The sequence below is a fragment of the Massilia timonae genome (assembly GCF_001866515.1).
Classification (GTDB): domain Bacteria; phylum Pseudomonadota; class Gammaproteobacteria; order Burkholderiales; family Burkholderiaceae_D; genus Telluria; species Telluria timonae.
Genome location: NZ_JRYB01000001.1, coordinates 4,864,901 through 4,887,816, shown reverse-complemented (window position 1 = coordinate 4,887,816; position 22,916 = coordinate 4,864,901). Strand labels below are relative to the sequence as shown.

Annotated in this window: 20 protein-coding genes, 1 tRNA gene and 1 pseudogene; 13 read left to right on the top strand and 9 right to left on the bottom strand. The window is 67.0% G+C overall.

Annotation, left to right across the window (positions count from 1 at the left end; genetic code table 11):
- Positions 1–29 precede the first annotated feature (29 nt).
- From udk to LO55_RS20700, 4 genes are all read left to right on the top strand, one after another.
- Entirely contained in the window at positions 30–707 is a 678-nt protein-coding gene (udk, locus tag LO55_RS20715; RefSeq protein ID WP_005671004.1) for a uridine kinase, read from the top strand.
- Between the two features lie 32 nt (positions 708–739).
- Positions 740–835: transfer RNA gene (locus LO55_RS20710), tRNA-Sec, on the top strand.
- 37 nt (positions 836–872) lie between these two features.
- Positions 873–1,319: a glycine cleavage system protein H gene (locus LO55_RS20705; RefSeq protein WP_071362936.1), complete on the top strand. Its 447-nt coding sequence runs from the start codon at positions 873–875 to the stop codon at positions 1,317–1,319.
- Positions 1,316–1,702, top strand: a complete 387-nt coding sequence (locus LO55_RS20700) for a DsrE family protein (RefSeq protein WP_071362935.1) — start codon at positions 1,316–1,318, stop codon at positions 1,700–1,702. Before LO55_RS20705 ends, LO55_RS20700 begins: the two co-directional genes overlap by 4 nt.
- A 155-nt stretch (positions 1,703–1,857) precedes the next feature.
- Here LO55_RS20700 and map read toward each other — a convergent pair whose 3' ends face one another.
- From map to LO55_RS20685, 3 genes are all read right to left on the bottom strand, one after another.
- Positions 1,858–2,631 carry a type I methionyl aminopeptidase gene (gene map / locus LO55_RS20695; RefSeq protein WP_071362934.1) on the bottom strand — a complete coding sequence of 258 codons (774 nt, stop codon included), beginning with the start codon at positions 2,629–2,631 and terminating at the stop codon, positions 1,858–1,860.
- Positions 2,628–2,840: a ParD-like family protein gene (locus tag LO55_RS20690; protein WP_071362933.1), complete on the bottom strand. Its 213-nt coding sequence runs from the start codon at positions 2,838–2,840 to the stop codon at positions 2,628–2,630. The genes map and LO55_RS20690 overlap by 4 nt, the downstream gene beginning before the upstream one ends.
- 129 nt (positions 2,841–2,969) lie before the next feature.
- Positions 2,970–6,185, bottom strand: a complete 3,216-nt coding sequence (locus tag LO55_RS20685) for a di-heme oxidoredictase family protein (RefSeq protein ID WP_071362932.1) — start codon at positions 6,183–6,185, stop codon at positions 2,970–2,972.
- Positions 6,186–6,467: 282 nt separating this feature from the next.
- On the opposite strand from LO55_RS20685, the gene LO55_RS20680 reads away from it, so the two are divergent.
- The 7 genes and pseudogenes from LO55_RS20680 (at position 6,468) to LO55_RS20645 (ending at position 12,184) form a co-directional block, all read left to right on the top strand.
- Entirely contained in the window at positions 6,468–6,824 is a 357-nt protein-coding gene (locus tag LO55_RS20680; RefSeq protein ID WP_071362931.1) for a DUF2946 domain-containing protein, read from the top strand.
- Between the two features lie 112 nt (positions 6,825–6,936).
- Positions 6,937–7,551 carry an SCO family protein gene (locus tag LO55_RS20675; RefSeq protein ID WP_071362930.1) on the top strand — a complete coding sequence of 205 codons (615 nt, stop codon included), beginning with the start codon at positions 6,937–6,939 and terminating at the stop codon, positions 7,549–7,551.
- A 34-nt stretch (positions 7,552–7,585) separates the two neighbouring features.
- A complete protein-coding gene (locus tag LO55_RS20670) occupies positions 7,586–8,059 on the top strand; it encodes a copper chaperone PCu(A)C (RefSeq protein WP_071362929.1) in 474 nt (157 codons plus the stop codon).
- 141 nt (positions 8,060–8,200) lie between these two features.
- Positions 8,201–8,881 (top strand): hypothetical protein, encoded by a 681-nt coding sequence (locus tag LO55_RS20665; RefSeq protein WP_071362928.1) that lies wholly within the window; start codon positions 8,201–8,203, stop codon positions 8,879–8,881.
- A gap of 126 nt (positions 8,882–9,007) precedes the next feature.
- On the top strand, positions 9,008–9,937 hold the full coding sequence (gene cyoE, locus LO55_RS20660) for a heme o synthase (RefSeq protein WP_083415481.1): 930 nt from the start codon (positions 9,008–9,010) through the stop codon (positions 9,935–9,937).
- A 92-nt stretch (positions 9,938–10,029) separates the two neighbouring features.
- A pseudogene (locus LO55_RS20655) lies at positions 10,030–11,620 on the top strand (alpha,alpha-trehalose-phosphate synthase (UDP-forming)).
- 105 nt (positions 11,621–11,725) lie between these two features.
- Positions 11,726–12,184 (top strand): DUF2721 domain-containing protein, encoded by a 459-nt coding sequence (locus LO55_RS20645; protein ID WP_071362925.1) that lies wholly within the window; start codon positions 11,726–11,728, stop codon positions 12,182–12,184.
- Positions 12,185–12,210: 26 nt separating this feature from the next.
- Here LO55_RS20645 and LO55_RS20640 read toward each other — a convergent pair whose 3' ends face one another.
- On the bottom strand, positions 12,211–13,149 hold the full coding sequence (locus LO55_RS20640) for an alpha/beta fold hydrolase (RefSeq protein ID WP_218145991.1): 939 nt from the start codon (positions 13,147–13,149) through the stop codon (positions 12,211–12,213).
- Positions 13,150–13,281: 132 nt separating this feature from the next.
- Between LO55_RS20640 and LO55_RS20635 the strand changes: the two genes are divergently transcribed.
- Positions 13,282–13,875, top strand: coding sequence for a CGNR zinc finger domain-containing protein (locus tag LO55_RS20635; protein WP_005670977.1), 594 nt, complete (start codon positions 13,282–13,284; stop codon positions 13,873–13,875).
- A 70-nt stretch (positions 13,876–13,945) separates the two neighbouring features.
- On the opposite strand, the gene galB is transcribed toward LO55_RS20635, so the two are convergent.
- Together galB and LO55_RS20625 are read right to left on the bottom strand one after the other, a co-directional pair.
- The gene (galB, locus tag LO55_RS20630; RefSeq protein WP_177185607.1) at positions 13,946–16,750 is read right to left on the bottom strand and encodes a beta-galactosidase GalB; all 2,805 of its coding nucleotides are present in this window, start codon (positions 16,748–16,750) and stop codon (positions 13,946–13,948) included.
- Between the two features lie 145 nt (positions 16,751–16,895).
- Complete coding sequence (locus LO55_RS20625) at positions 16,896–18,596, bottom strand: glycoside hydrolase family 43 protein (protein WP_071362924.1); 1,701 nt, start codon at positions 18,594–18,596, stop codon at positions 16,896–16,898.
- Positions 18,597–19,008: 412 nt separating this feature from the next.
- Between LO55_RS20625 and LO55_RS20620 the strand changes: the two genes are divergently transcribed.
- Complete coding sequence (locus tag LO55_RS20620; protein WP_071362923.1) at positions 19,009–19,422, top strand: Rrf2 family transcriptional regulator; 414 nt, start codon at positions 19,009–19,011, stop codon at positions 19,420–19,422.
- A gap of 200 nt (positions 19,423–19,622) precedes the next feature.
- Here LO55_RS20620 and LO55_RS20615 read toward each other — a convergent pair whose 3' ends face one another.
- From LO55_RS20615 to LO55_RS20605, 3 genes are all read right to left on the bottom strand, one after another.
- Positions 19,623–20,795, bottom strand: a complete 1,173-nt coding sequence (locus tag LO55_RS20615; protein WP_071362922.1) for a zinc-dependent alcohol dehydrogenase — start codon at positions 20,793–20,795, stop codon at positions 19,623–19,625.
- Positions 20,796–20,805: 10 nt separating this feature from the next.
- Positions 20,806–21,408 (bottom strand): SRPBCC family protein, encoded by a 603-nt coding sequence (locus tag LO55_RS20610; RefSeq protein ID WP_143054583.1) that lies wholly within the window; start codon positions 21,406–21,408, stop codon positions 20,806–20,808.
- A 190-nt stretch (positions 21,409–21,598) separates the two neighbouring features.
- Positions 21,599–22,762 (bottom strand): L-dopachrome tautomerase-related protein, encoded by a 1,164-nt coding sequence (locus LO55_RS20605; protein ID WP_071362920.1) that lies wholly within the window; start codon positions 22,760–22,762, stop codon positions 21,599–21,601.
- Positions 22,763–22,916 lie beyond the last annotated feature (154 nt).

Genomic DNA, 22,916 nt, shown 5'->3' with positions numbered 1-22,916 from the left:
AACCCCCGCCGCTCCGGTATCATGGCGGGATGAATCAGAATCCTTCGCAACCTTTTGTACCCTTCGTCATTGGCGTCGCCGGCGGCAGCGGCAGTGGCAAGTCGACGGTGACGCAGCAAGTGCTGTCGTCGTTCGGCGCCGATCTCGTCTCCGTCGTCATGCAGGACGACTACTACCGCGACCAGACCCATCTCACCATGGCAGAGCGGCGCGAGCAGAACTACGATCACCCGCAAGCCTTCGACTGGCCGTTGCTGGTCGAGCACGTGCGCGCCTTGCGCAACGGCGAATCGATCGCGATGCCGATCTATGACTTCACCGTGTCCAACCGCACCGACCAGACCATTCCCGTCAAGCCGGCCCCGGTGATCGTGATCGAGGGCTTGTTCGCCCTGTACGATGCCGACCTGCGCGACATGATGTCCCTGAAAATCTTCGTCGACACCGCGCCCGACGTGCGCTTCATCCGCCGCCTGCAGCGCGACGTCGCCGAACGTGGCCGTTCGCTGGACAGCATCGTCGGCCAGTACCTGGACACGGTGCGTCCGATGCACAAGCAGTTCATCGAGCCGACCAGGCGCAAGGCCGACATGATCCTGCCGCACGGCGCCAACGGCCCGGCGATCGACGTCATCACCACCAAAGTGGCGAGCGTGCTCGGCAAACTGCAGATCCTGGAGCGTCGTTCCAGCCCGGCACTGGATTGAATTGCCCGCACGCGGTAAAATGCGTGCTCATCGGAAGGAAATCGTCCCTGGTGGGGCGGCTGGGCTTCAAACCCAGTTGGTGGCGCCATGCGTCGCCGGGTGGGTTCGACTCCCGCATCCTTCCGCCATGCAGTTGCCCCTTAGATCCTTCCCCAAACCAACACCATGCTCATTCTCGGCTTCGACTATCCGGACGACTGCTATTTCGATCTCGAGAACGATATGTGGTGCCGTGACCTGGGCGATGGCCGCATGCAGGTCGGCGTCAGCGCCTTCGGCGTCAAGATCAGCGGTAATTACTTTTATATGTGCCGGCCGAAGTCGGTCGGCACCGAGCTCGAGCAGGGCAAGACCATGGGCGTCGTCGAGCTGAGCAAGACGGTGGTGACGATCAAGACGCCGGTTTCCGGCACGGTGGTCGAGATCAACGAGCTGCTCGAAGACAAGCCCGAACTCATCAACCAGGACCCGTACGGCAAGGGCTGGATCTCCGTGGTCCAGGCCAGCGACTGGGAGCGCGACCGTGCCCGGCTGGCGCATGGCGCCACCCTGGCCGAACAGGCCGAGCGCCGCATGCGGCTCGAGCCGATCGACGACTGGATCAAGCCGTGAGCCAGGAGCAGCGCGGGCTGGCCATCCTGGTCTGGTCGTGCGACCTGACACGGCCCGAACTGCTCGCGACGCCCTTCATGACCGCGCAGGCCGCGGCGGCGCTCGACATGCGGGTCAAGATGCTGTTTTCCAGCCAGTCGGTCCAGTGGCTGCTGGCTGACAATGCGGCGCGCCTGACCGGCTTCGGCGCCGAACAGTGGGCGATCGCACGTCACCTGGAGGCCAGCCTTGATCTTGGCGTGGAGATCCGCGCCTGCACCCAGGCGCTGCATGCCAGCGGCGTTGATCGCGCCATGCTGGCCCCGCAATGCGCCGGTGTCGAAGGCATGGTCTCGTTCGTCGAGCAAGGCAGCGCGCCGGGCTGGCGCATGCTGGTGTTCTAGGAACCTATCCCGGTAGGTGGCAGTCGCTTCTGGCGCGCCTGACGAACGTGCGCTGCGTTACTCGTCGTTGCATGGCTAGCCATGCGGCCTCCTCGCGCCTTGCCCACGCTCGCCATGCATCGCCACCAGCTTCCCGCCACCTACCGGGATAGGTTCTAGGCGGCGATCATCGCGCGTTCTTCGGGACGCAGGGTCAGCACCGCGACGCCCGTGGCCGTGACGGCCACCGTGTGCTCGAACTGCGCCGACAGCGATCCATCGCGCGTCACCACCGTCCAGCCATCATCCTCGGTGCGCACGCTGCGTCCACCCCGGTTGAGCATGGGTTCGATGGTGAACACCATGCCCTCACGCAGCTTCAGCCCGGTTCCTTTCGATCCGAAGTGCAGCACCTGCGGTTCCTCGTGCATCTCGCGGCCGATGCCATGGCCGCAATACTCGCGCACCACCGAACAGCCATTCCTCTTGGCATGGCGCTCGATGGCCCAGCCGACGTCGCCCAGGGTGGCGCCGGGCCGCACCGCGCGAATGCCCTTCCACATCGCCTCGTAGGTGGTCTGCACCAGCCGGCGCGCGTCCAGGCCGACCTGGCCGACCAGATAGGTCTTGCTGGAGTCGGCGATATAGCCGTTCTTTTCGAGCGTGATGTCGAAGTTCACGATGTCGCCATCCTTCAGCACGTCGGTCGTCGACGGCACGCCGTGGCAGACCACGTGGTTGATGGAGGAATTGAGCACGAAACCGTAGTCATACTGGCCCTTGCTGGCGGGCCGTGCGCCGAGTTCATCGACGATGAAGCGCTCGACGAGCGTATCGACCTCGAGGGTCGTCATGCCGGCCAGGGACAGCTGGTCGAGCATCCCGAACACGGACGCCAGCAGGCGGCCCGACTCGGCCATCAGCGCCAGCTCATGCGGTTGCTTGGTCATGCCGCGCTGAGGGTGAGGGGCGGCGCCGACACGCCGGCGGCGGCCAGCTCGCGCGTGACGATCTCGTTGAAGCTGAGGGTGGGATTGGTTTCGCACAGCATGCCGACCTTGATCCAGAACGCAGCTTGCGCATTGATCGAGCGGCAGGAAACCCTGGTGGCGAGGCGGACCTGGTCGTGCAGGTCGTCCTCGATGTTGACGATGCCCATGGCGATACTCCAATATATGAATCGTATGTTGAGTATATACGTTCCATATATTGCGTCAAGGCGGTGTCCATGAAAAACGGCGCCGGGATCGCTCCCGGCGCCATTCATCCTGGCCTTGCCGCGTTCAGCTTACAGCGAGCGCAGGAAGGCCATCAACTCGTCGCGCTGGGCCTTGTTCAACTTCGCGAAGCGGTTGCGCGCGGCGGCGGCTTCGCCGTCGTGCCACATGATCGCTTCGGTCAGGTTGCGCGCGCGGCCGTCGTGCAGGTAGCCGACGGCGCCTTCGCGGTCCAGCACCTTTTCGGTGTAGCCCAGGCCCCACAGCGCCGGCGTGCGCCACATGCGGCCGCTGGCCTGGCCTTCCTTGTAGTCGTCGGCGAGGCCAGGCCCCATATCGTGCAGCAGCAGGTCGGTGTAAGGACGGATCGTCTGGTCGCGCAGTTCCGCGAACAGGTGGTTCGAGCCGGTCTTCATCGAGGCGGTGTGGCAGGCCACGCAGCGCATGGCTTCGAACAGCTTGGCGCCGGCGGCGACCTGGCGGGTGTCGACGTCCAGTTCCTCGATCGGCGACACGCCTTTCGGGAAGCCGCTCGGCAGGCTGCGCTGGGCCGGCACGGCCAGCAGGGCCAGGTAGTTCGAGATCTGCTTCAGGTCGGCTTCCGAGATGCCGCGCTCCTTGGGCGCCGTGGCGCAGCCGGCCGGGTTGCTGTCGCAGCTGCGGTTCGGATAGACCGGCGAGGTCACCGACATGTCCTGCAGCAGCGCGCTGGCGGTCTGGTGACGCAGCGTCGCCTTCGAGGCCTTCCAGCCGAAGCGGCCCAGGTGCACCGCGCCGGTCTCCGGATCGAACACGAAGTTGGCCACGCCCTTGACGCCGTCCTGGTCGGGCGTGCTGCGCACGCGCGCCAGGATGTCGGCCTCGGGCACCGCTTCGAGCAGGCCGGCGCCGATCATCGGCTGGGCCGCGCGCAGCGACACCGTGTCCGGCGTCGGGCCGTCGAACACCAGCACCGGCTTGCGCAACTGCACGTCGGTGCCGTCGGCGAGCTTGACCGTGCGCGTGTCGAACTCCTTGACGCGCACGCCTCCCCAGTTCTGCGGCGTGCCGGCCGCGGTGGAGGCGTTCATCTGCACCGTCGTGCCATAGGTCGGGTGCGGCAGCTGGGCGCCATCGGCCGCGGTCGTGGCCACGCGCACGGCCATGGTGTCCAGGCGCCGGCCCACTTCGGGCGCCGGGCTGCGGCCGTTACCCGTATGGCAGGCGATACAGGCGGCCTGGTTGAAGCGCTGGCCCTGGAGTCCGGCGATGTTCGGATGCGGATCGTTGCCCGGCTCGTTGTGCTTGCCGGTGGTGAAGTTGGTGTGCACCAGGCGGCGCCCTTCGACGAAGCGCTGCATGTTCTGCATGCCGGTGTTGTTGTGCGGCTGCTGGAACATGAAACTGCCGTTGTCGCTGTAGTTGTACGACACCGAGCCGATGCCGCCCGACAGGGTGTCGAGGGGCAGCGGCGCGTTCATCAGGCGCGGCTGCACGCCATACCACGGACGCAGGCCCTGGCCGACCACATAGGTCCACTCGTTCGAGTAGTAGCGGATGCCGCCGAAGTCGCCCTTGGCCTGCATCGCCGCGGTGGTCGAGAACATCGACGGCGAGATCTCGACCACGTCGCCGGCCACCAGCGGCCTGGCCGGGACGCTGCGGCCGTTCGGGAAGCCGTCGGCGTTCAGTTCGGCGTGGCCCGGATAGTTCCAGTGCTGCAGGGCGCAGTCGCCGTTGGCCAGGTTCGCGTTGTACAGCGTATTGTTGCGCGGGTAGGGCGTCGCCGGGCACATCGCGACCTTGTCGTTGACCAGCTGGCCCGGATTCATCCAGCCGAAGCCGGTGACCCCCGGCCGGTCGAAGCCGCGGAAGAATGCCACTTCGCCCGGCCGGAAGTCCACCTGCGTGTACTGGTTGACGATCAGGACCGGACGGGTGTTGTTCGGCACGCGGCTGCGGTCGATGATCTCCACGCCCCAGGTGCGGTTCTGGTGGTACTGCGGCACGAAGGTCAGGTGCCGGCCCGGGCCCTTGTCGCGCGGCAGGCCGGTGGCGGGGTCGACCGTCTCGTTGGGGCCGTAGCCGATCTCGTTCCACTCCTCGCCGCGTTCGCGACCATGGCGGTCCTGGACGCGGACGCCGAAGCGGGTCACCAGGGTGCCGTCCGCCAGCGTGAACTGGAGCGACTCGAGGGCGTCGCTCGAGCCCGGCAGAGGGGTCCAGCCGTTGCCGTTGGCCGGGAAAGCGTGCGCCGACGTCGGCTGCGCGGGGATGGTGTTGTCGCTGCCCGGGGTCTTGAACTCGACCTCCCACAGCGAGTAGCCATATTGCGTGGCGCGCATCAGGCCCTGCAGGCGCACGTGCCTGGCGACGATATTGAGGTTGAAGAATTCCTCGACGCCGCCCTGGCCCTTGTCGACGATGCGCAGGTCGGTCCAGTTGACGTTGTCGTTCGAGGTCTGCAGCTTGTACTGCTTCGCGTAGGAATTCTCCCAATTGAGCTTGATGTAGCCGATCGGGGTCGGTGCGGCGAAGTCGAACTGGATCCAACCGCCATTGCCATCGTCCTGGTGGCTGGCCCAGCGGGTGTTCGGCTTGCCGTCGATCGCCATCGAGGCGCCCAGGCCGCCGTTCTCGGGCCGCGACGAGCTCGCGCCGGCCGGCTTGACGGGCACGCCCGGCTTGCTCAGGTCGACCGGGATCTCGGGAGCGGGCTCGGTCGGCGCGTCGGGGTTGGACGGGGTGCCGGTGAAGGCCTGGATCTCGAGGATCGAATAACCATACTGGCCGGCGCGCTCGATGCCTTTCACGCGCAGGTAGCGGCCCTCGCCGGCGAAGCCGGTCAGGTCCTCGACGCCGCCCTGGCTGTCGTTGACGGTCTTGATCGTGGTCCAGTTGTCGCCGTCCTCGGAAACCTGCAGCGCGTACTTGCGCGCGTGCGCGTTCTCCCAGTCGATGCGGACCCGGGTGATGACCACGTTCTGCGCGAACTCGAGCGTGAAGTCCTGGTCATCCGTGAACCGGCTGCCCCAACGGGTGTTGCGATCGCCGTCGATGGCGAACCTGGCGTCGAGGTCGTCGCGCTCGCGCGACGTGGCGTTGGCGGCTTTCGGGGTGAGGGGCATTTCCGGGCCCTCGGCCGCTGCGGAAAAGACATTGAACAGGCTCTTGCTGGCGCTGTGCATGGAAGACATGGGCGATTCGCCATCTCCACCACCGCAACCGGCAAGCAATACCGTGAGCGCGAGTGCGAGGCCGGGCATGCGGTAGCGGCCTGAGGACTGCCCGCGAGGCAGTAGGTTCATTTGATACTCCTTGGTTAACCATTCTTGATTGGGATTCCTGCGCCGGCGGCAACCGCCATCCGCACCGCGCAAGCCTTGCCTTTTCCGCGTGCCTTGTGGCCGTCTTCTGGTACCTCCCCCTTGATACCAAGGGTTAATTGCTCTGGGGCAACTTTTTGCCGTTAAGATATCCGGCACGTCAATACCTGTCAAGCGCATGCGTCATGATTCACACGATGAAAGCGATCCTGGATGCAGCTTGCCGTTGACGGGAGTGGAAGTCATCACCAATAATCGAAGGTCATGCACATCCTGCGCACATCGTCGATGCTGGTCCGTCTGGTCCTGGCCTGGTTCGTCCTTACCCTGGGCGCCGCCAGCGCCGCACCCATGGTGCAGCCGGTTTCCATGGCGCTGGTATGCGCCGACGGTGGCGTCAAGGTCGTCCTCGTCGACCGCGATGGCGCCGCCGTGCACCCCAGGGGGCATACCCTCGACTGCCCGCTGTGCCTGCCCGCCGCCGCGCCGCCGCCGCTGGCGACGCCATGCCTTGTGCCGCCGCAGTTGGCCGCCGCGGTGGTGCGTGTGCCCGCCGTCTTTCACGTCGCCGCCACCGCCGGCGCACCGCTTCCGCCACGCGGGCCGCCCGCGCACTCCTGACGTTCTCGCGCCGGCGCAAGGTCGGCGCGGTCTTTACGCGCGCAGCGCGGCGTGGCCCATGGGGACGCGCCCGCAGGTCGCGCTCAACGTACAAGTAGTCAGGAGTAGCAAGATGCATCAACGAGTTTCACGTCATCCCTCGCGCCGCGCCTTCGTGCTGTCCGGCGCGGTCCTCGCGCTGGGCGCGCTGGCCGGCTGCAGCATGGGCAGTTCGGTCAGTTTCAACGGCGCCGACATCACCGGCGCCGATTTCGGCCGGGATTTCCGCCTGAAGGATCCGAGCGGCCAGGAACGCACGCTGGCCGACTTCAAGGACAAGGTCGTGCTGGTGTTCTTTGGCTTCACCCAGTGCCCGGACGTGTGCCCGACCGCGCTGGCGCGCGCGGCCGAGGTCAAGGCCCTGCTGGGGCCGGACGGCGACCGCCTGCAGGTGCTGTTCATCAGCGTCGATCCGGAGCGCGACACGCCCGAGGTCCTGAACGCCTATACGGCGGCCTTCGATCCGACCTTCCTCGCCCTGTACGGCGACCCGGAGCGCCTGGCCGAGACCGCGAAGGAATTCAAGGTGATCTACCAGAAAGTGCCGACCGGCGATTCCTACACCGTCGACCATACCTCGGTCACCTATGCCTACGACACCAAGGGCAAGCTGCGCCTGAAACTGTCGCACAGCCAGTCGGCGATCGAGTACGCTGCCGACGTGCGCAAGCTGCTGCATGCCGCCTGAGCCCCGCCAATCCAGACCATTCAAGGAGAACACCATGAAGCACTTCATCCGCACCGTCGCCGCCGCCGCCATGCTGGCCGCCGTCGCAAGTTCCGCCCACGCCCAGGCCAACGTCATCGTCAAGGACGCCTGGGTGCGCGCCACCGTTCCACAACAGAAGGCGACCGGCGCCTTCATGCAGCTCCAGGCCGCCAAGGACAGCAAGTTCGTCTCGGTCAGCTCGCCGCTGACCCCGACGGTCGAGGTGCACGAGATGGCGATGCAGGGCGACGTGATGCGCATGCGCCAGGTGCAGTCGGTCGAGCTGCCCGCCGGCAAAACGGTGGAGCTCAAGCCGGGCGGCCATCACATCATGATGATGAACCTGAAAGCCCAGGTGAAGGAGGGCGATACGGTGCCGCTGACGCTGGTATTCGAGGGCAAGGACGGCAAGCGCGAGCAGGTCGAGATCAAGGCGCCCGTGAAAGCCCTGAACAGCGCCGCCAAGCCGGCCCACGCAGGCCACTGAGCGGTACTTGACCTGAAAACAACAACCTCCGGTAGGATTTCCCCGTAAACCAATCGTGCGCGTGATGGCGCTTCGTACAATCGTCTGATTGCCGACGGGCCTCCCGACAGGGAGCCGCGGCCTCATGCGAATGGAGCGCTTATGCGACGAAGTCCTTCATGGGCGCCGGCCGGACGCGGCGAATGGGCGCTGCTGGCGGCGCTGGCCGCCTGCTATCCGGCCAGCCTGGTGCTGCCGGCAACCTGGTCGCGCGAGGGCGGCCTGCTGGAGAGCCTGCAGGTGCTGGTGCTGGGCGCCGGCTGCGTGCTGGCGCTGCTGATGTACTTGCGCGCCCGGCCGGCGCGCGTCGCCATGCTGGCGCTGTGGGCCGCGCCGGTCTGGCTGCTGCTGGCGGGGCGCGAACTCAGCTGGGGGAGGGCATGGCTGTCCGGCCCTGCCGGCGAGACCATGGCCGCGACGGCGCTCCAGATCGAGCCGCTGGTCAAGCCCGGCGCCGCCGTGCTGCTGGCCTGGCTGGTGCTCAGCGCCCTGTACTACCGGATCGACGGGCCGCTGCGGGCCGCGTTTTCCCACCGCCTGCCGTGGGTCACCCTGGTGGTCCTGCTGGCGACTGCCATGGGATCGACCTGCGCCGAGGGCCATATGTCTTGTCATCTCGACAGGGTGATTCCCACCGCCCAGACGTTCGAGGAATTGTGCGAGCTGCTTGGCTATGTCGCGCTGTGCATGGTCCAGCATGTGGTTTTCATGCATCAGATGCCGGCAAAACCGGTTCCCGGCGTCGTGCATGGGCCCGCGGTAGTGCCTGAAGAAGCGGCTTAGCCGGCCTGGATTGCATGGCATGTACGGCAACTGAGACATTTTGCCCGTTTGTCTGCGCCGCGATTTCCTCTAGGATGTCGGGTTTTGGGTAAAGGACCGCCATTGTCGCACCGCGGTCGAGCGATCATGTCGAACGTTAAAGTTGTAGATGTAGAAACGGCGGAACTGGGCGACCGCGCCGCTGCCGGCCTGGCCCGTTATTGTTCGCAGTACTGGGCGCTGACCAAGCCGCGCGTCACGATGCTGACCGTGTTCTGCGCCGTCATCGGCAGCCTGCTGGCCAGCGAGGGCTTCCCCGGCTGGAGCGTGCTGCTGTTCAGCGGCGCCGGCATCTGGCTGCTGGCCGGCGCCGCTTTCGCAGTCAACTGCCTGCTCGAAGCGCGGATCGACGCCCGCATGGCGCGCACCGCCCGCCGCGCGACCGCCAGCGGCAGCCTGAGCCCGCTGCACACCGTCGTGTTCTCGCTGGTGCTGGGCGGCGCCGGCGCCGCGCTGCTGTATACCCGGGTCAATCCGCTGACGATGTGGCTGACCCTGGCGACCTTCGTCGGTTACGCCTTCATCTACACGCTGCTGCTCAAGCCGAACACCCCGCAAAATATCGTGATCGGCGGCTTCGCGGGCGCGATGCCGCCAGCGCTGGGCTGGTCCGCGGTCGCCAATACGGTGCCGCTGGAAGCCTGGCTGCTGGTCCTGATCATTTTCTTGTGGACGCCGCCGCACTTCTGGGCGCTGGCGATGTACCGCCGTGACGAGTACGCGCGCTCCGGCCTGCCGATGCTGCCGGTCACGCACGGCATGGCGCACACCGGCCTGCAGGTGTGGCGCTACAGCCTGGCGCTGGCGGCCGGCGCCGCGCTGCCGTGGGCGGTGGGGATGAGCGGCGTGGTCTACCTGGTGGCCGCCTGTGCGCTGAACGCCGTGTTCCTGCGCTACGGCTGGCTGGTCCACAAGCGCTACAGCGACCGGATCGCCCGCAAATCCTTTGCCTGGTCGATCATGTACCTGGCGCTGCTGTTCGCGGCGCTGCTGCTGGACCATTATATTCCGGTCTGAATTTTCCGACTTTGAGTTGCTTTTGAGTAAATTGTCAGTTTGAGTACGCTGGCGCACGGTGGGTGGGAACGTTAACATATTAAGCTGTTTGCATGACAGCGAGATACCAAACCCACCCCACCACGCGGGTGCGCGGCAATCCAGCGCATCTACCGACCCATCTTCCAGAGCAGCTGCCCGGCGATGGCCGCCACGGCCGTAACCATCAACCGCCGGCTGGCCTCCTCGCGCCGGACGACGTGCGCGACAGCGCCGACCTGGCGCGCCTGCTCGAGCAGCTGGGCTGTGGCGACGACCTGATCGTCGTCTCGAACCGGGCGCCATGCATCCATTCCCATACGCCGGACGGCATCGCGGCCCAGCGTCCCGCCGGCGGCCTGGTCACGGCGCTCGAAGCCGTGCTGGCCAAGGAGGGCGGCTGCTGGATCGCCCACGGTAGCGGCGACGCCGACCGCGCCACCTGCGACGAGCGCGACCATGTGCGCAAGCCATACCTGGACGCACCCTACCGTCTGCGCCGCCTGTGGCTGGACGAGGACGAAGTCGCCGGCTACTACGACGGCCTGTCCAACGAAGGCCTGTGGCCGCTATGCCACCGCACCGACGTCGAGCCGACCTTCCGCGCCGCCGATTGGGAGCATTACGTGCGGGTCAACCGCCGCTTCGCCGAGGCCGTGGTGGCCGAAGCCGCGAGCGCGCGTCCGGTGGTGCTGGTCCAGGATTATCACCTGGCGCTGGTGCCGCAGATGGTGCGCGAGCGCTTGCCGGAGGCGGTCATCGTGCTGTTCTGGCATATTCCGTTCCCGGCGCCGCAGCGCCTGGCGCGCCTGCCGTGGCGCGAACAGGTGATGGCGGGCTTGATGGCCAGCACCGTGGTCGGCCTGCAGACCCCGGCCGACCTGGCCAACTTCCAGCTGGCGCGCGCCGCCTGCGCACAGGACATTGGCGTCGCCCACGTCGACGCCTATCCGATCTCGATCGCCTGGCCCGGCCGCCAGGAGCTGCCCGCGCCCGGCCTGGGCGACGAGGTCCGGCGCCGCTTCGGCATCGCGCCGGGAGTGCGCCTGCTGGTCGGCGTCGACCGCATGGATTACACCAAGGGCATTCCCGAGAGGCTGCAGGCCTTCGAACTGCTGCTGGAGGGGCGCCCGGAACTGCTGGGCCAGGTGACCTTGCTGCAGATCGGCGCGCCAGGTGAAGGCGCTGACCGACAGGATCAATGCCCGCTTCAGTCATCATGCCGTCCATGGCGCCTGGCGGCCGGTGGTGCTGCATGCCGCCAGCGCCAATGCGGCCACCGTCAGCGCCTGCTACCGCGCCAGCGACGTGTGCCTGGTCACGAGCCTGCACGATGGGATGAACCTGGTGGCCAAGGAATTCGTGGCGGCGCGCAATGACTTGCGCGGCGCGCTGGTGCTCAGCCGCCAGGCCGGGGCCGCGGCCGAACTGGAGCAGGCCTTGCTGGTCGAGCCGCGCGACATCGCCGGCATCGCCCGCGCCATCGGACGCGCGCTGGACATGTCGCCCCAGGAACAGATGACCCGCATGCGCGCCATGCGCGGCGTGGTGAGCCAGAACACGGTCTTCGGCTGGGCAGCCCGCCTGCTGGGCGACGGCATGCGGATCGCGGCCGGCCGCGGCGCTCGTCCGGCCCTGGCCCGGCTCGGGCAGCGGGCTGCCTAGCGATCGGACGGGCGGATGCCCCACAAGGCGCGACGGCGGTCGATCGCGGCCTGCTGTGCTGCTACACTGGCGGCAGGCCAATCAAGATGACACTGCCGCGCTCTAATGAACCTTCAGCTCAGCGATATCGGGGAAGCCATCCAGCTGGCGATCGCGCCGGTGTTCCTGCTGGCAGGAGTGGGCACGATGCTGGTCGTGCTGACCAACCGCCTGGGCCGCCTGATCGACCGCAGCCGGGTGCTGGAAGACCGCCTGAAGGCGCAGCCGGACAACGAATGCGTGACTGAACTGCTCAGCCTGTATTACCGTGCCCGCCTCATCAACGTCGGCATCACCGCCAGCACCGCCTGCGGCTTGCTGGTGTGCGTGGTGATCGCCATGCTGTTCCTGGGAGACACCACCGACCTGCCGCTCGACCGCTACATCGCCCTGTGCTTCGTGGGCGGGATGCTGACGCTGATCGTCGGCTTCGTCTATTTGATGCGCGAGATCGTGACCTGTTGCAGCTTCATGCGCGCGCAGCAGCTGAAGGTGCTGGCCGGCTGCGGCGCCGCGGCGCAGTAGCGGCCAGGGCCGGCCGGCGCGTCGGTCTACCGGCGCCCGCCCAGGTGGCGGTCCAGGAAGTCGCGCATCGCGCGCGCGATCTCGGCGCCGTGGGTCTCGATCGCGAAGTGGCCGGTGTCCAGGAAGCGCACCTCGGCCTTTGGATTGTCGCGCTGGAAGGCCTCGGCGCCGGGCGGCAGGAAGAAGGGATCGTTCTTGCCCCAGATGGCCAGGGTTGGCGGCTGATGGCGGCGGAAGAACTCGTGCAGCTGCGCGTATTGCTTGATGTTGGTGCCGTAGTCGACCAGCAGGTCCATCTGCGGATCCACGCCGATGCGCGCGATCGCCTCATGGGCCAGCAGATAGCCGTCGGGCGCCACCCTTGACGTGTCCTTCACTCCCTCCACGTATTGCCATTTGAGCATGTCGAGCGTATTGAACTTGCGCAACGCCTCGCGGTTCGCGGGCGTCGGATCGGCCCAGGCGGCCCGCATCGGCGCCCAGCCCGGGCTCAGGCCTTCTTCGTAGGCATTGCCGTTCTGGCTCACGATCGCCGTGATCTGTTCGGGATGGCGCACCGCCAGGCGCCAGCCGACCGGCGCGCCGTAGTCGAACACATAGATCGCATAGCGCTGCAGGCCCTTGGCGGCGGCGAAGGCGTCGATCACGTCGGCCAGGTTGTCGAAGGTGTACCTGAAGGACTTACCGGTGTTCGTCAGTCCGAAGCCGGGGAGATCGGGGGCGACCACATGGTAGCCGGTGGCCAGCTGCGGGATCAGGTCGCGGAACATGTGCGACGAGGCGCCGAAGCCGTGCAGCAGCAGGACGGCGGGTGCGTCTTTCGGGCCGGCTTCGCGGTAGAACACGTCGACGCCCCCGGCCTGGATCGTGTCGTAGCGCACGACGGGCGCCTGTTCCGCAGCCGGGGCAGCGCCGGCGCTGCCGATTGCGGCTGCCATCAAGAGTGGATTCAATATGCTTTTCATGACGAGCTCCCTGTATGAGGTGGGTTATTGAAGTAACCATCAACGATGGCTTTCAGGGGTTATGAATCCAGTATGGCATGCTTTAAGTAACCGTTCAAGTATAATGTTGATGGTTATTGCAAGAGGAAGACCATGGCTGACAACACACAAGAGGCGGCCTTGAGCGAACCGCTGCTCATCGCCGATCACCCGGCGCTCGATCTGCTCAATACCGAAGCCGGCAAGGGCGGGCAGTACGTCGATTTCTGGGGCAGTTGGGATGATGTAGCGCGCTGGCTGGGGCGCTGCGGCATCGATGCGGGCGAAGCGGGCGACCAGGCGGCCAGGGATGGGCTGTTACGGGACGCCAGGGAGTTGAGGTCGATCGCACGCGAACTCGTCGAGCGGCGCAAGGAGGGAGAGCGGGGCAGTCCGGATCGGATCAATCGTTACCTGGCGGCGATGCAGTCGGCGCCGGTGCTGGAGTGGGGCGAGGACGGCCCCCGGCTCGCGCGCCGGCTACCCGCGCCGTCGCCGCGGCAGGCGCTGGGCCAGGTGGCCGAGTCGGTGGCGCAGCTGCTGGCCACCGGACAGTTCGAGTATGTGCGCCAGTGCGAGCATCCCGATTGCGTGCTGTGGTTCTATGACCGCACCAAGTCGCACCGCCGGCGCTGGTGCAGCATGGCGCTGTGCGGCAACCGGCACAAGGCGGCCGAGTTTCGCAAACGCACCCGCGCCACGGCTTGAGTCATCGGCGTGCAGCGCTGATTGCAACTGCATGCGTTGCGGTTGGCGGGAGGCCGCGCTTGCAGGGTGATCACGGCCGTCGGTGCGCCTGGGTCGGGCCGTTCGCCGGCTGTGCCTGCAGCGTCACCGACGCCGGCGCCAGCCCCTCGGCGGTCACCCGCACCGTGATCGGGCCGCTGGCGCCCGGCCTGGCGCGCACGATGCCGAGCACCAGCCCGTTGAAGGCGGCGCGCTCCGCCGACGGGAACGGTTCGAAGCTGGTCGGGTCGCCGTTGTCGGTGGCCACCAGTTCGCCCGGGCCCTCGACCGTGAAGCGCACCCGCTGCATGCTGCGCGGCACATCGACGCCGGCCTTGTCGGCGATGCGCACGGTGACGAACGCCAGGTCGCGCCCATCGCCGGCGATCGTCGTGCGATCGGCGCCGGCCTGCAGCGCAGCCGCTGCGCCCGCCGTTTTCACGCTGGCGCGCGCCCATTCCTGGCCGGCCTTGTAGCTCACCACACGCACCTCGCCCGGCTCGTACCTGACCTCGTCCCAGCGCAGGCGGTAGGTGAACGGCGCCTTCTTCTTGCGGCCCTGCGACTTGCCGTTGACGAACAGCTCGGCCTCGTCGCCCGAGGTGAACACGTGCACGGGCGTCACCTGGCCGACCCGCTCCGGCCAGGTCCAGTGCGGCAGGATGTGGGCCATCCTGAGGTTCGGACGCCAGCGCGACTGGTACAGCCAGAAGCGGTCCTTCTTGAAGCCGGCCAGGTCGAGGATGCCAGTGTAGGAACTGCGCGCGCCGTAGTACGGGGTCGGTTCGCCCAGGTAGTCGAAGCCGGTCCAGACGAATTCGCCGGCAACGTAGGGATGGCGGTCGAGCGAGGCGAACACCTTGTCGGCCGACGAGCCGAAATCGACCGCGTAGAGCTCATAGGAGCTCACCTGCTGCAGCGTCGAGTCGCCGCCGCGGCCATCGCGCACGATCGAGCTGTCGGTTGGATGGACGGGGAAGAAATACACGCCGCGACTGCTGAACGCCGACGCCGATTCGCTGGTGAGGATCACCTTGTCCGGGAACGCCTGGTGAAAGCCCGGATACTGCGGCGGCGTGCGGATGCGGTCGGTGCCCTCGAACTCCGGATCCTGGCGGATGCCTTCGCCCTGGTAGTTCAGGCTGATGATGTCCACCTCCGCCGGCAGCGGCATGTGCGGCTTGGCGTAGTTCATGGACAAGGTGGTGGGGCGGCTCGGGTCTTCGTCGCGCGCGATCGTATGCAGGCGACGCGCGAGCGCCGCGCCCTCGTGGTCGGTGTACTGCTCGCCGACCTCGTTCCCGATGCTCCACATGATGATCGACGGGTGGTTGCGGTCGCGCCGGATCATCGCGCGCAGGTCCTGCTCGTGCCAGTCGTCGAAGATCAGGTGGAAGTCGAGCGGCGTCTTCTTGCGCTGCCACGAGTCGAACACCTCGTCCACCACCAGGATGCCCATGCGGTCGGTCAGTTCGAGCAGTTGCGGGTCGGGAGGATTATGGGCCATGCGCACGGCGTTGGCGCCCATCTCCCGCAGCAGTTCGAGCTGGCGTTCGGCCGCGCGCACATTGAAGGCGGCGCCGAGCGCGCCGAGGTCGTGGTGGTTGTTCACGCCGCGCAGCACGATCTTTTCGCCGTTGACGAACACCCCCTCCTTGCCGTCGAAGCGCAGCGTGCGGATGCCGAACGGCGTCTCGACACGGTCGACCACGCGGCCATCCTGGCGCACCGTGGTCACGGCCAGGTAGCGGTTGGGCTGCTGGGTCGGCGGCGGCCCCCACAGGCGCGGCCTGGCCAGGGTCGCCGTGCCGTCCACGCTGGCGCTGGCGCCCGGCGCGACCGTCGACGCGGGAGACGTCACGCGCGCCACCGGCTGGCCGGTGGGCCTGCCCTGGGCGTCGAGCTCCAGCAGTTCGGTGATGACCTCCGCCTTGACCGGCGCGGCGCCCTTGTTGTCGAGGGTGACGCGCCAGGCCACCTGGGCGGATTGCTTCGACACTCGCGGCGTGGTGAGCTGCACGCCCCACTGGCCGACGTGCAGCGGCGCCGTCTTGGTGATCCAGACGTTGCGGTACAGGCCCGCGCCGGGATACCAGCGCGCCGATTCGGGCGTGTTGTCGAGGCGGATCGCGACCTGGTTGCTGGCGCCCGGCGTCACGTAGGGAGTCAGGTCGATGCGGAACGAGTTGTAGCCATAGGGCCAGCCGCCGGCCAGCCGGCCATTGACCCAGACGCTGGCATAGGCCATCGCGCCGTCGACGTCGAGGAAGATCTGCTTGCCGCGGTCGGCCGCGCTCAGCGCGAGCGTCTTGCGATACCACGCCGGCCCCCAGGTCTTGAGGCGGCCCATGCCGCCATACGGTCCGGTTTCCAGGAAGGGGCCGGCGATCGCCCAATCGTGCGGCAGGCGCACCTGAGTCCAGGCGCTGTCGTCGAAGCCCAGGCGCGCGTACGGCGCGTCGATGGCCGGGTCAAGCGCCGGCCGCGCATGGCGGCGCGCCGGATCCTTGATGAAGGCATTGCCGCTCGGGAGTATCCATGGCTTGAGCAGGGCCACGCCGCCGCGCTCGACCCGGACCGCCTGATCGGGCCTCGCGTCGGCATCCTTGCCGTCGGCCGATTTCTTGACCTCGGGGCGTACGTCATACAGGTAGGGCGCCGAGTCGCCGCCCGGGTCGCCCAGGGTGAAACGCCAGCCGTCGTTGAAGTCGATGCGCTGGCGGCCTTCGGATGGCGCGGCCTGCACGCTCGGCTGGGCGGCGGCCGGGGGTGTCGCCAGCGTCGTGCCGAGCGCCGCGGCCAGCAGGCAGGCGGCAATGGGAGCGCCAAGGGCGCGGGGCGCGCGGCTGCCTGCCATGAATGTTGGCGGATGTCGTTCCAAGTCTCCTCCTGTCGATATTGTTATGTGCAAGGCACGTTATCCGATAAGCCTACCATTGCTTAACTTAAAATGGTAGCGCATAACAAGATATGTTAAGACTCGGTGGAGCCTGTCAATACGACTAGTCCGGACCTGTCGCGCCGGAGCGCCAGACGTAAGGGCCGACGATCGTGCCGGTGAATCCGCCGGCCCTGCTGGTCGACAGGAAGCTTGCATCGACCCCGGCGCGCAGCGCGCGGCGCACGCCACCGGCGCTGTAGAAGAAGTCCATGCGCCCGCCATCGAAGCGGATCTCGAGGTCGATCGCGTCGCCGTCCACGGGTGCGCTGGCCAGCAGGCGGTCGGCGTCGTCCTTGTCGCGCATGGTCAGGGCCAGCACGTCGCGCTGGCCCATCCGCGTCATCCCGTAGAACAGGTGCGAAGCGTCGCTCTGGTAGGCCACCAGTCCGGCGCGGTCGCCTTCGCGGGCGGGACGAAAGCGCAGGCGGGTAGCGACCGTGGCGATGTGATGCTGCTGGCGGCGCGCGAGGAAGGCGGGCGTGGCTTCCAGGTCGCCGAGCCGGCCGCGCGGCTCCAGCACCAGGCGGCCCGCTTCCAGGCGGTGGAACGGCGCCGCCGGGGTGCGCACGCCGATCCAGGCGTCGGACAGGCGCGCGCCGTCGAATTCGTCGACATACGCGAAGTCGCCGGACAGCGGCAAGGCGGGCCGCGCTTGCGCCGGCAGCGCCGGCCGCGCGGCGACGAAGGGAATCGCCTTGCCGTCCTCGAGCACGAGCGGCCAATCGTCCTTCCAGCTGACCGGCAGCAGGAAGGTTTCGCGTCCGATGTTGTACATGCCGTCGCGGTAGGGGCGGGTGGCCAGGAAGGTCGCCCACCATTGCCCATCCGGGGTCTGGACGAACTTGGCGTGGCCGGCCGAGGTCACCGGATTCGGGCGCGCGGGATCGAGCTTGCGCTGGCTGAGGATCGGATTGTGCGCATAGGGCGTGAACGGGCCGCGCACGCTGGTCGAGCGGAACACCACCTGGGAGTGGTTGTCGCCGGTGCCGCCCTCGGCCGCGATCAGGTAGTAGTAGGCGCCGCGGCGGAAGATGTGCGGTCCTTCGATCCAGCTGGGCTCGGCCGCGATGTCGACGCCGCCGTTGACGAGCAGGGTGCGCTCGCCCTTGACCGCCAGCGCGGCCGGGTCGAATTCCTGGACCCAGATGGCGCGGTGGCCGTCGTAGCGCGGCTTCTCGGCCGGCGCGTCGTTGCCGACCAGGTAGACCTTGCCGTCCGCATCCCAGAACAGCGAAGGATCGATGCCGCCGAAGGCGAGCTTGACCGGCTCGGACCAGGGGCCTTCCGGCCTGGTGGCCGTCATGACCATATTGCCGCCGCAATCGACGCAGGTGGTGACCACATGGAACACGCCCTTGTGGTACGAGATGTCGGGGGCGTAGATGCCGCGCGACGAGCGCAGGCCCTGGAAGTTCGCCTGCGAGGGGCGGGTGATCACGTTGGCGACCTGGGTCCAGGTACTCAGGTCGCGCGAGTGGAACAGCGGCAGGCCGGGGAAGTTCGTGAACGACGAGTTGATCAGGTAAAAGTCGTCTTCCACGCGCAGCACGGAAGGGTCGGGGTAGTAGCCGGACAGGATCGGGTTGCGGTATTGGGTGGCGCTGGGCGTCGCCGTTTCCTGCGACCGTCCATCGTAGCTGAAGCGTTCGAAGAGGGCGGCTTGTGGCGATATGGCGTCGACATCGGGTTGGCCGCCCGGAGTGGAGCAGGCCGCCAGTGCGGCCAACGATGCCAGGCCTGCCAGGGTACGTGGAGAAATCATGATGACCTTGAAAAAAGTGGCCCCGCGCGGGTGGGCCTCGTGGAGCGGACAGAGAGAGCGAAAAGGGATCGTCGCCAGATGATTGCGCAATCATTGTCGTTCAATAAATATCAGACTGCAATGTTCAGGCATCTGAAATGAGTGGCTTGAAAGGGTGCGCTGTTTCATCGCATTAAAAAACGTAACTAACCAACATGCCAACCAACCCAACAAATTATCCTCGTAGCCGCAGACTACGGATGAACTAACACTACCCACCATGGCTACCAAGAGAAAAGGCGGCAATCGAGGCGACCGGGTGGGAAGGCGCGCGGCCACGCAGTCTGATAAACAGGAACTTCTGGAGTAGCGATTGCGGCCGGCTATTCCGATACTTTCGGAGTTGCGGTATGCTGGCGTGAGGAGGATATCGATGAGAGCTGATTTCAGGCTGGCGCGCATGCTGCATGCGCTGGTTCATATACACGGACGCAAGGGCACGACGAGTTCGGAAGAGCTGGCCGTCGTGCTGGACACCAATCCGGTCCTGGTCCGCCGCATGATGGGTGGTTTGCGCGATGCGGGTTATGTGCAATCGACGGCGGGACGCAATGGTGGCTGGGTGTTGTCGGTGGACCCGGACAGCATCACGATGCTGGATGTCTACGAGGCGCTCGAGGAGCCGGTGATCTTCGCCATTGGCGCGAATGTCGATCATCCCGGCTGCGCCCAGGAACAGGCGATCAATGGCGCGCTCGAGGTGGCGATGGCGCAGGCGGCGGGCGCCTTGCTGCGGGAGTTCAGCCAGGTCAAGCTGTCGGCTTTCATGCCGCCGCCGAATGCTTGACTGGATCGCCCGGGGCAGGTCGCTGGCGGCAAGAGCAAATCGCCACTGGTGGAGTGGCGGTTAAGTCATATTGCATTTCGTCGAGTGACGGTATCCGCGCGTTCCCGCCTCGCGCCGGGAAAACCGAGCGCTACGCCCGTGAAGTGCCTTGAGATAAAGATTCCGGCACTCCACGAGTGGCAGTCAAGCCAAGTCAATCGTTACGGCGCGAACACGGCGCGCACGCAGCCGTCCTTCTTGTGCTTGAACATGTCGTAGCCGCGCGGCGCGTCTTCCAGCGAAAAGCGGTGCGTGGCGAGATAGGCAGGGTTCAGCTCGCCTTTCTGTGCATGAGTCAGCAACCGCTCCATATAGGCTTGCCCGTGCTGCTGGGCGGTGCGCACCGTCATCCCCTTGTTCATGATGGCGCCCATCGGGAACTTGTCGATCAGCCCATAGACGCCGAGCACCGACAGCGTGCCGCCCTTGCGGCAGGCCATGATGGCTTCGCGCAGGGCCTGTCCACGGTCGGTCTCCAGGTGCAGCGCCTGCTTGACGCGGTCATAGGCGTATTGGGGCCCGGTGCCGTGCGCCTCCATGCCCACCGCGTCGATGCAGGCATCGGGGCCGCGTCCCCCCGTCATTTCCTTCAACACGTCCAGCACGCTGTCGACCTGCGTGTAGTCAATGGTCTCGGAACCGGCGTGCGCGCGCGCCATCTGCAAGCGCTCGGGGAAGCGGTCGATCGCGATCACCCGTTCGGCGCCCATCAACCGCGCGCTTTGCTGCGCCATCAGGCCCACGCCGCCGCAACCCCAGACGGCGACCGTGTCGCCTGGCTGGATGTCGCAAAAATCGGCGCCCATATAGCCGGTCGGCGCCGCATCCGACAGAAACAACGCGGTCTCGTCGGCCACCCCGTCGGGGACCTTGAAGCAATCGTTGTCGGCGAACGGCACGCGCACGTATTGCGCGTGCGCGCCGGCGTAGCCGCCGAAGGCGTGGGTGTAGCCGTAGATGCCGGCCGTGGGATAGCCGCCAAGGAGCGGTTCCTGCAGCTCGGGCTTCGGGTGCGTGTTGTCGCATAGGGAGTAAAGGGAATGCTGGCAGTACCAGCATTGTCCGCAAACGATGAACGAGGGGACGACGACGCGGTCGCCCTTCCTGACGCGCTTGACCGCCGGGCCGACTTCCTCGATCACGCCCATGAACTCATGGCCGATCACATCGCCGGCCTTCATGCTCGGGATATAGCCGTCGATGAAGTGCAGGTCCGAGCCGCAGGTCGTCGACAGGCTGACGCGCAGGATGGCGTCATGGGGATTCACGATCTCGGGGTCCTTCACCGTGCCGACCCGCAGGTCGTTCACGCCGTTCCAGTAAAGTGCTCGCATGGCCTGTCCTTCAGTGTGTGTTGGCGCGAGCAGCGGGCTGGCGCGCGGTGGTTGGGATCTCGCCGGTTTCGACGAGGTTCTTGAAGCGCCTGAGCGCGCCATCGGCGACCAGGCGCAGGGGTACGGTGCCCAGCAATTCAAACAGCCACTCGCCGAGCGCGCCGCCCGGCGGCTCGAAGCGCAGGCGCAGCGTCACGACGGTGCCGCGACCGGCCGGGGCGGGGTGGAAGCGGATCCACCCCTCGTTCGAGACCGCGCCATCGGACAGCGCGCGCCAACCCATGCCCGCGCCGGAATGGCCCACCGTTTCGGTGTCCCATTCGCAGGCGCGGCCGAGCGGACCTTCGATCTTCCAGTGCATGCGGCCTTCGCCGGTGGCGTGCACGGTCGCGAAGCCGGACATGATCTGCGGCAGCGTACGTGGGTCTTGCCAGTATTGGCGCAGTTCGTCTTCATTCTTGCCGATCGTGATCGAGCGCTCGACCTCCGGGGCGCCGCCGGCATTTACCCGGCCGGTCTGCGTGCTGCGCAGCGCGCCCAGCGCGCCCGCGCCGGCGACCGCGCTCAGCGCGAGCGCCGCGGCGCCTCTCCTGCGGCCGCCGAGTCCGGCCACGATGGCTGCGCCCCCCAACGCGATGGGAATCCAGCCAAGATTGTGCGACGGCCCAGCGTGTGAACCCGCTCGCGATGCCGTGCCCGGTGGTGCGGCAGAGTGTCTGCTTGCCATGATTGAACTCCCTTGCTGATTGCCCGCCGAGCGGACTGGTTGCAGGTTGGCGGCGCCGGAGCGCCGCATGAGGATGTCACTTGCGCGGCGCAGGCAGGCGCCACAACTGGGTCGGCAGCGCCAGCGGCGCCTCCCGGTTGAAGAATGCGGAATCCTGGATGCGCGAGGTGGTCACGTACAGGCTGCCGTCCGGTCCCTCGCTGAAGGTGTCGGGCCAGCGCAGGCGCGGGTCCTGCAGCACCGTGCGCACTGCGCCGGCCGGGCCTTCGGACAATCTGCGCGCCTTGATGGCGTTGTCCTCGATCGAGGTGAGGTACAGGATGTCGGCGCCGCGCCCGATCCAGAGGCCGTCGGTCGGCCCGACCTGGCCGTAGGGCTGGACCTGGCTCGACAGGTCTTCTCCGGCCAGGCCCTGTCCGATGAGCGCCGCGCTCCGGATGCGATACAGGGTGGTGCCGGTCAGCGCCTTCCAGTACAGCCAGGCGCCGTCGGACGACAGGGCAATGCTGTCGGCCGCGAACAGCACCGGGCGTCCGTCCGGATAGCGCAGCGGTTTGCCGTCGGTGCGCACCACCACGCCTTTTTCGGGCTGGGTGGACGGATGGCCGTCCAGCACCCGGCGCGCCTTGCCGCTGGCCAGGTCGACCACGACCAGTGCGCCGCGCTGCCCGGCATCGGTGAGGAAGGCATGCCTGCCGTCGTGCGAGAAGCGCACGTCGTTGAGGTAGGAGCCGGGAATTGCGACGTCCTGGCCGAACCGGATCACCTGCGCCACGCGGTCGGTCGCCAGATCGATGCGCACCAGCTTCGGTCCTCCCGGCACGAGGCCGTCCACGGCGGGCGCCGCCGGATCGACCACCCATACGCTGCCGCGGCCGTCGGCGACCACGCTTTGCACGCAAACCCAGTGCTGCGCGGGATCGAGCTCGTCGCGCCGGACGTTGCGCCAGGCATTCCATTGCTCGTTGGGATAAGGACGCAGGCTGCCGTCCTTCATGACCTCGGCAACCGAGACCGGCGCATCTTCTGTCCAGCGCGGGAAATTGACGAACAGCCGGCCCCGTTCGCTGACGGTCACGCCAGTGACCTGGTGTTCGAACTGGGCAGCCTGCTGCAGCGTCGTGGCGGCCCGGCGGTGCTCGGGCTGCGCGGCGGACACCTCGGTTTGCGCCGTTGCCATGGCGGCTGACCAGCCGGCGCCGGCAAGGACGAGCGCGAGAAACGTGGTGGTAATTCGCATGACGCTTCCTTTCTGAAGACAGCAGCGTGCGCTGCAAGAACCCCGAGAGCCTGGACGTCGCCGACATCCGGCGGATCATGTGAATGCGGAAGGCTACATCGGAGCCCACCACCCCGCAAGGACGTTTCGCGCGTTGGTGAACACGTCGAAAAAA

Bases quoted from the DNA above. Each gene is read 5' to 3' on its own strand.
- udk (WP_005671004.1), top strand. From the start codon at position 30: ATGAATCAGAATCCTTCGCAACCTTTTGTACCCTTCGTCATTGGCGTC.
- LO55_RS20705 (WP_071362936.1), top strand. From the start codon at position 873: ATGCTCATTCTCGGCTTCGACTATCCGGACGACTGCTATTTCGATCTC.
- map (WP_071362934.1), bottom strand. From the start codon at position 2,631: ATGACCAAGCAACCGCATGAGCTGGCGCTGATGGCCGAGTCGGGCCGC.
- LO55_RS20690 (WP_071362933.1), bottom strand. From the start codon at position 2,840: ATGGGCATCGTCAACATCGAGGACGACCTGCACGACCAGGTCCGCCTC.
- LO55_RS20685 (WP_071362932.1), bottom strand. From the start codon at position 6,185: ATGAACCTACTGCCTCGCGGGCAGTCCTCAGGCCGCTACCGCATGCCC.
- LO55_RS20680 (WP_071362931.1), top strand. From the start codon at position 6,468: ATGCACATCCTGCGCACATCGTCGATGCTGGTCCGTCTGGTCCTGGCC.
- LO55_RS20675 (WP_071362930.1), top strand. From the start codon at position 6,937: ATGCATCAACGAGTTTCACGTCATCCCTCGCGCCGCGCCTTCGTGCTG.
- LO55_RS20670 (WP_071362929.1), top strand. From the start codon at position 7,586: ATGAAGCACTTCATCCGCACCGTCGCCGCCGCCGCCATGCTGGCCGCC.
- LO55_RS20665 (WP_071362928.1), top strand. From the start codon at position 8,201: ATGCGACGAAGTCCTTCATGGGCGCCGGCCGGACGCGGCGAATGGGCG.
- cyoE (WP_083415481.1), top strand. From the start codon at position 9,008: ATGTCGAACGTTAAAGTTGTAGATGTAGAAACGGCGGAACTGGGCGAC.
- LO55_RS20645 (WP_071362925.1), top strand. From the start codon at position 11,726: ATGAACCTTCAGCTCAGCGATATCGGGGAAGCCATCCAGCTGGCGATC.
- LO55_RS20640 (WP_218145991.1), bottom strand. From the start codon at position 13,149: ATGAAAAGCATATTGAATCCACTCTTGATGGCAGCCGCAATCGGCAGC.
- LO55_RS20635 (WP_005670977.1), top strand. From the start codon at position 13,282: ATGGCTGACAACACACAAGAGGCGGCCTTGAGCGAACCGCTGCTCATC.
- galB (WP_177185607.1), bottom strand. From the start codon at position 16,750: ATGGCAGGCAGCCGCGCGCCCCGCGCCCTTGGCGCTCCCATTGCCGCC.
- LO55_RS20625 (WP_071362924.1), bottom strand. From the start codon at position 18,596: ATGATTTCTCCACGTACCCTGGCAGGCCTGGCATCGTTGGCCGCACTG.
- LO55_RS20620 (WP_071362923.1), top strand. From the start codon at position 19,009: ATGAGAGCTGATTTCAGGCTGGCGCGCATGCTGCATGCGCTGGTTCAT.
- LO55_RS20615 (WP_071362922.1), bottom strand. From the start codon at position 20,795: ATGCGAGCACTTTACTGGAACGGCGTGAACGACCTGCGGGTCGGCACG.
- LO55_RS20605 (WP_071362920.1), bottom strand. From the start codon at position 22,762: ATGCGAATTACCACCACGTTTCTCGCGCTCGTCCTTGCCGGCGCCGGC.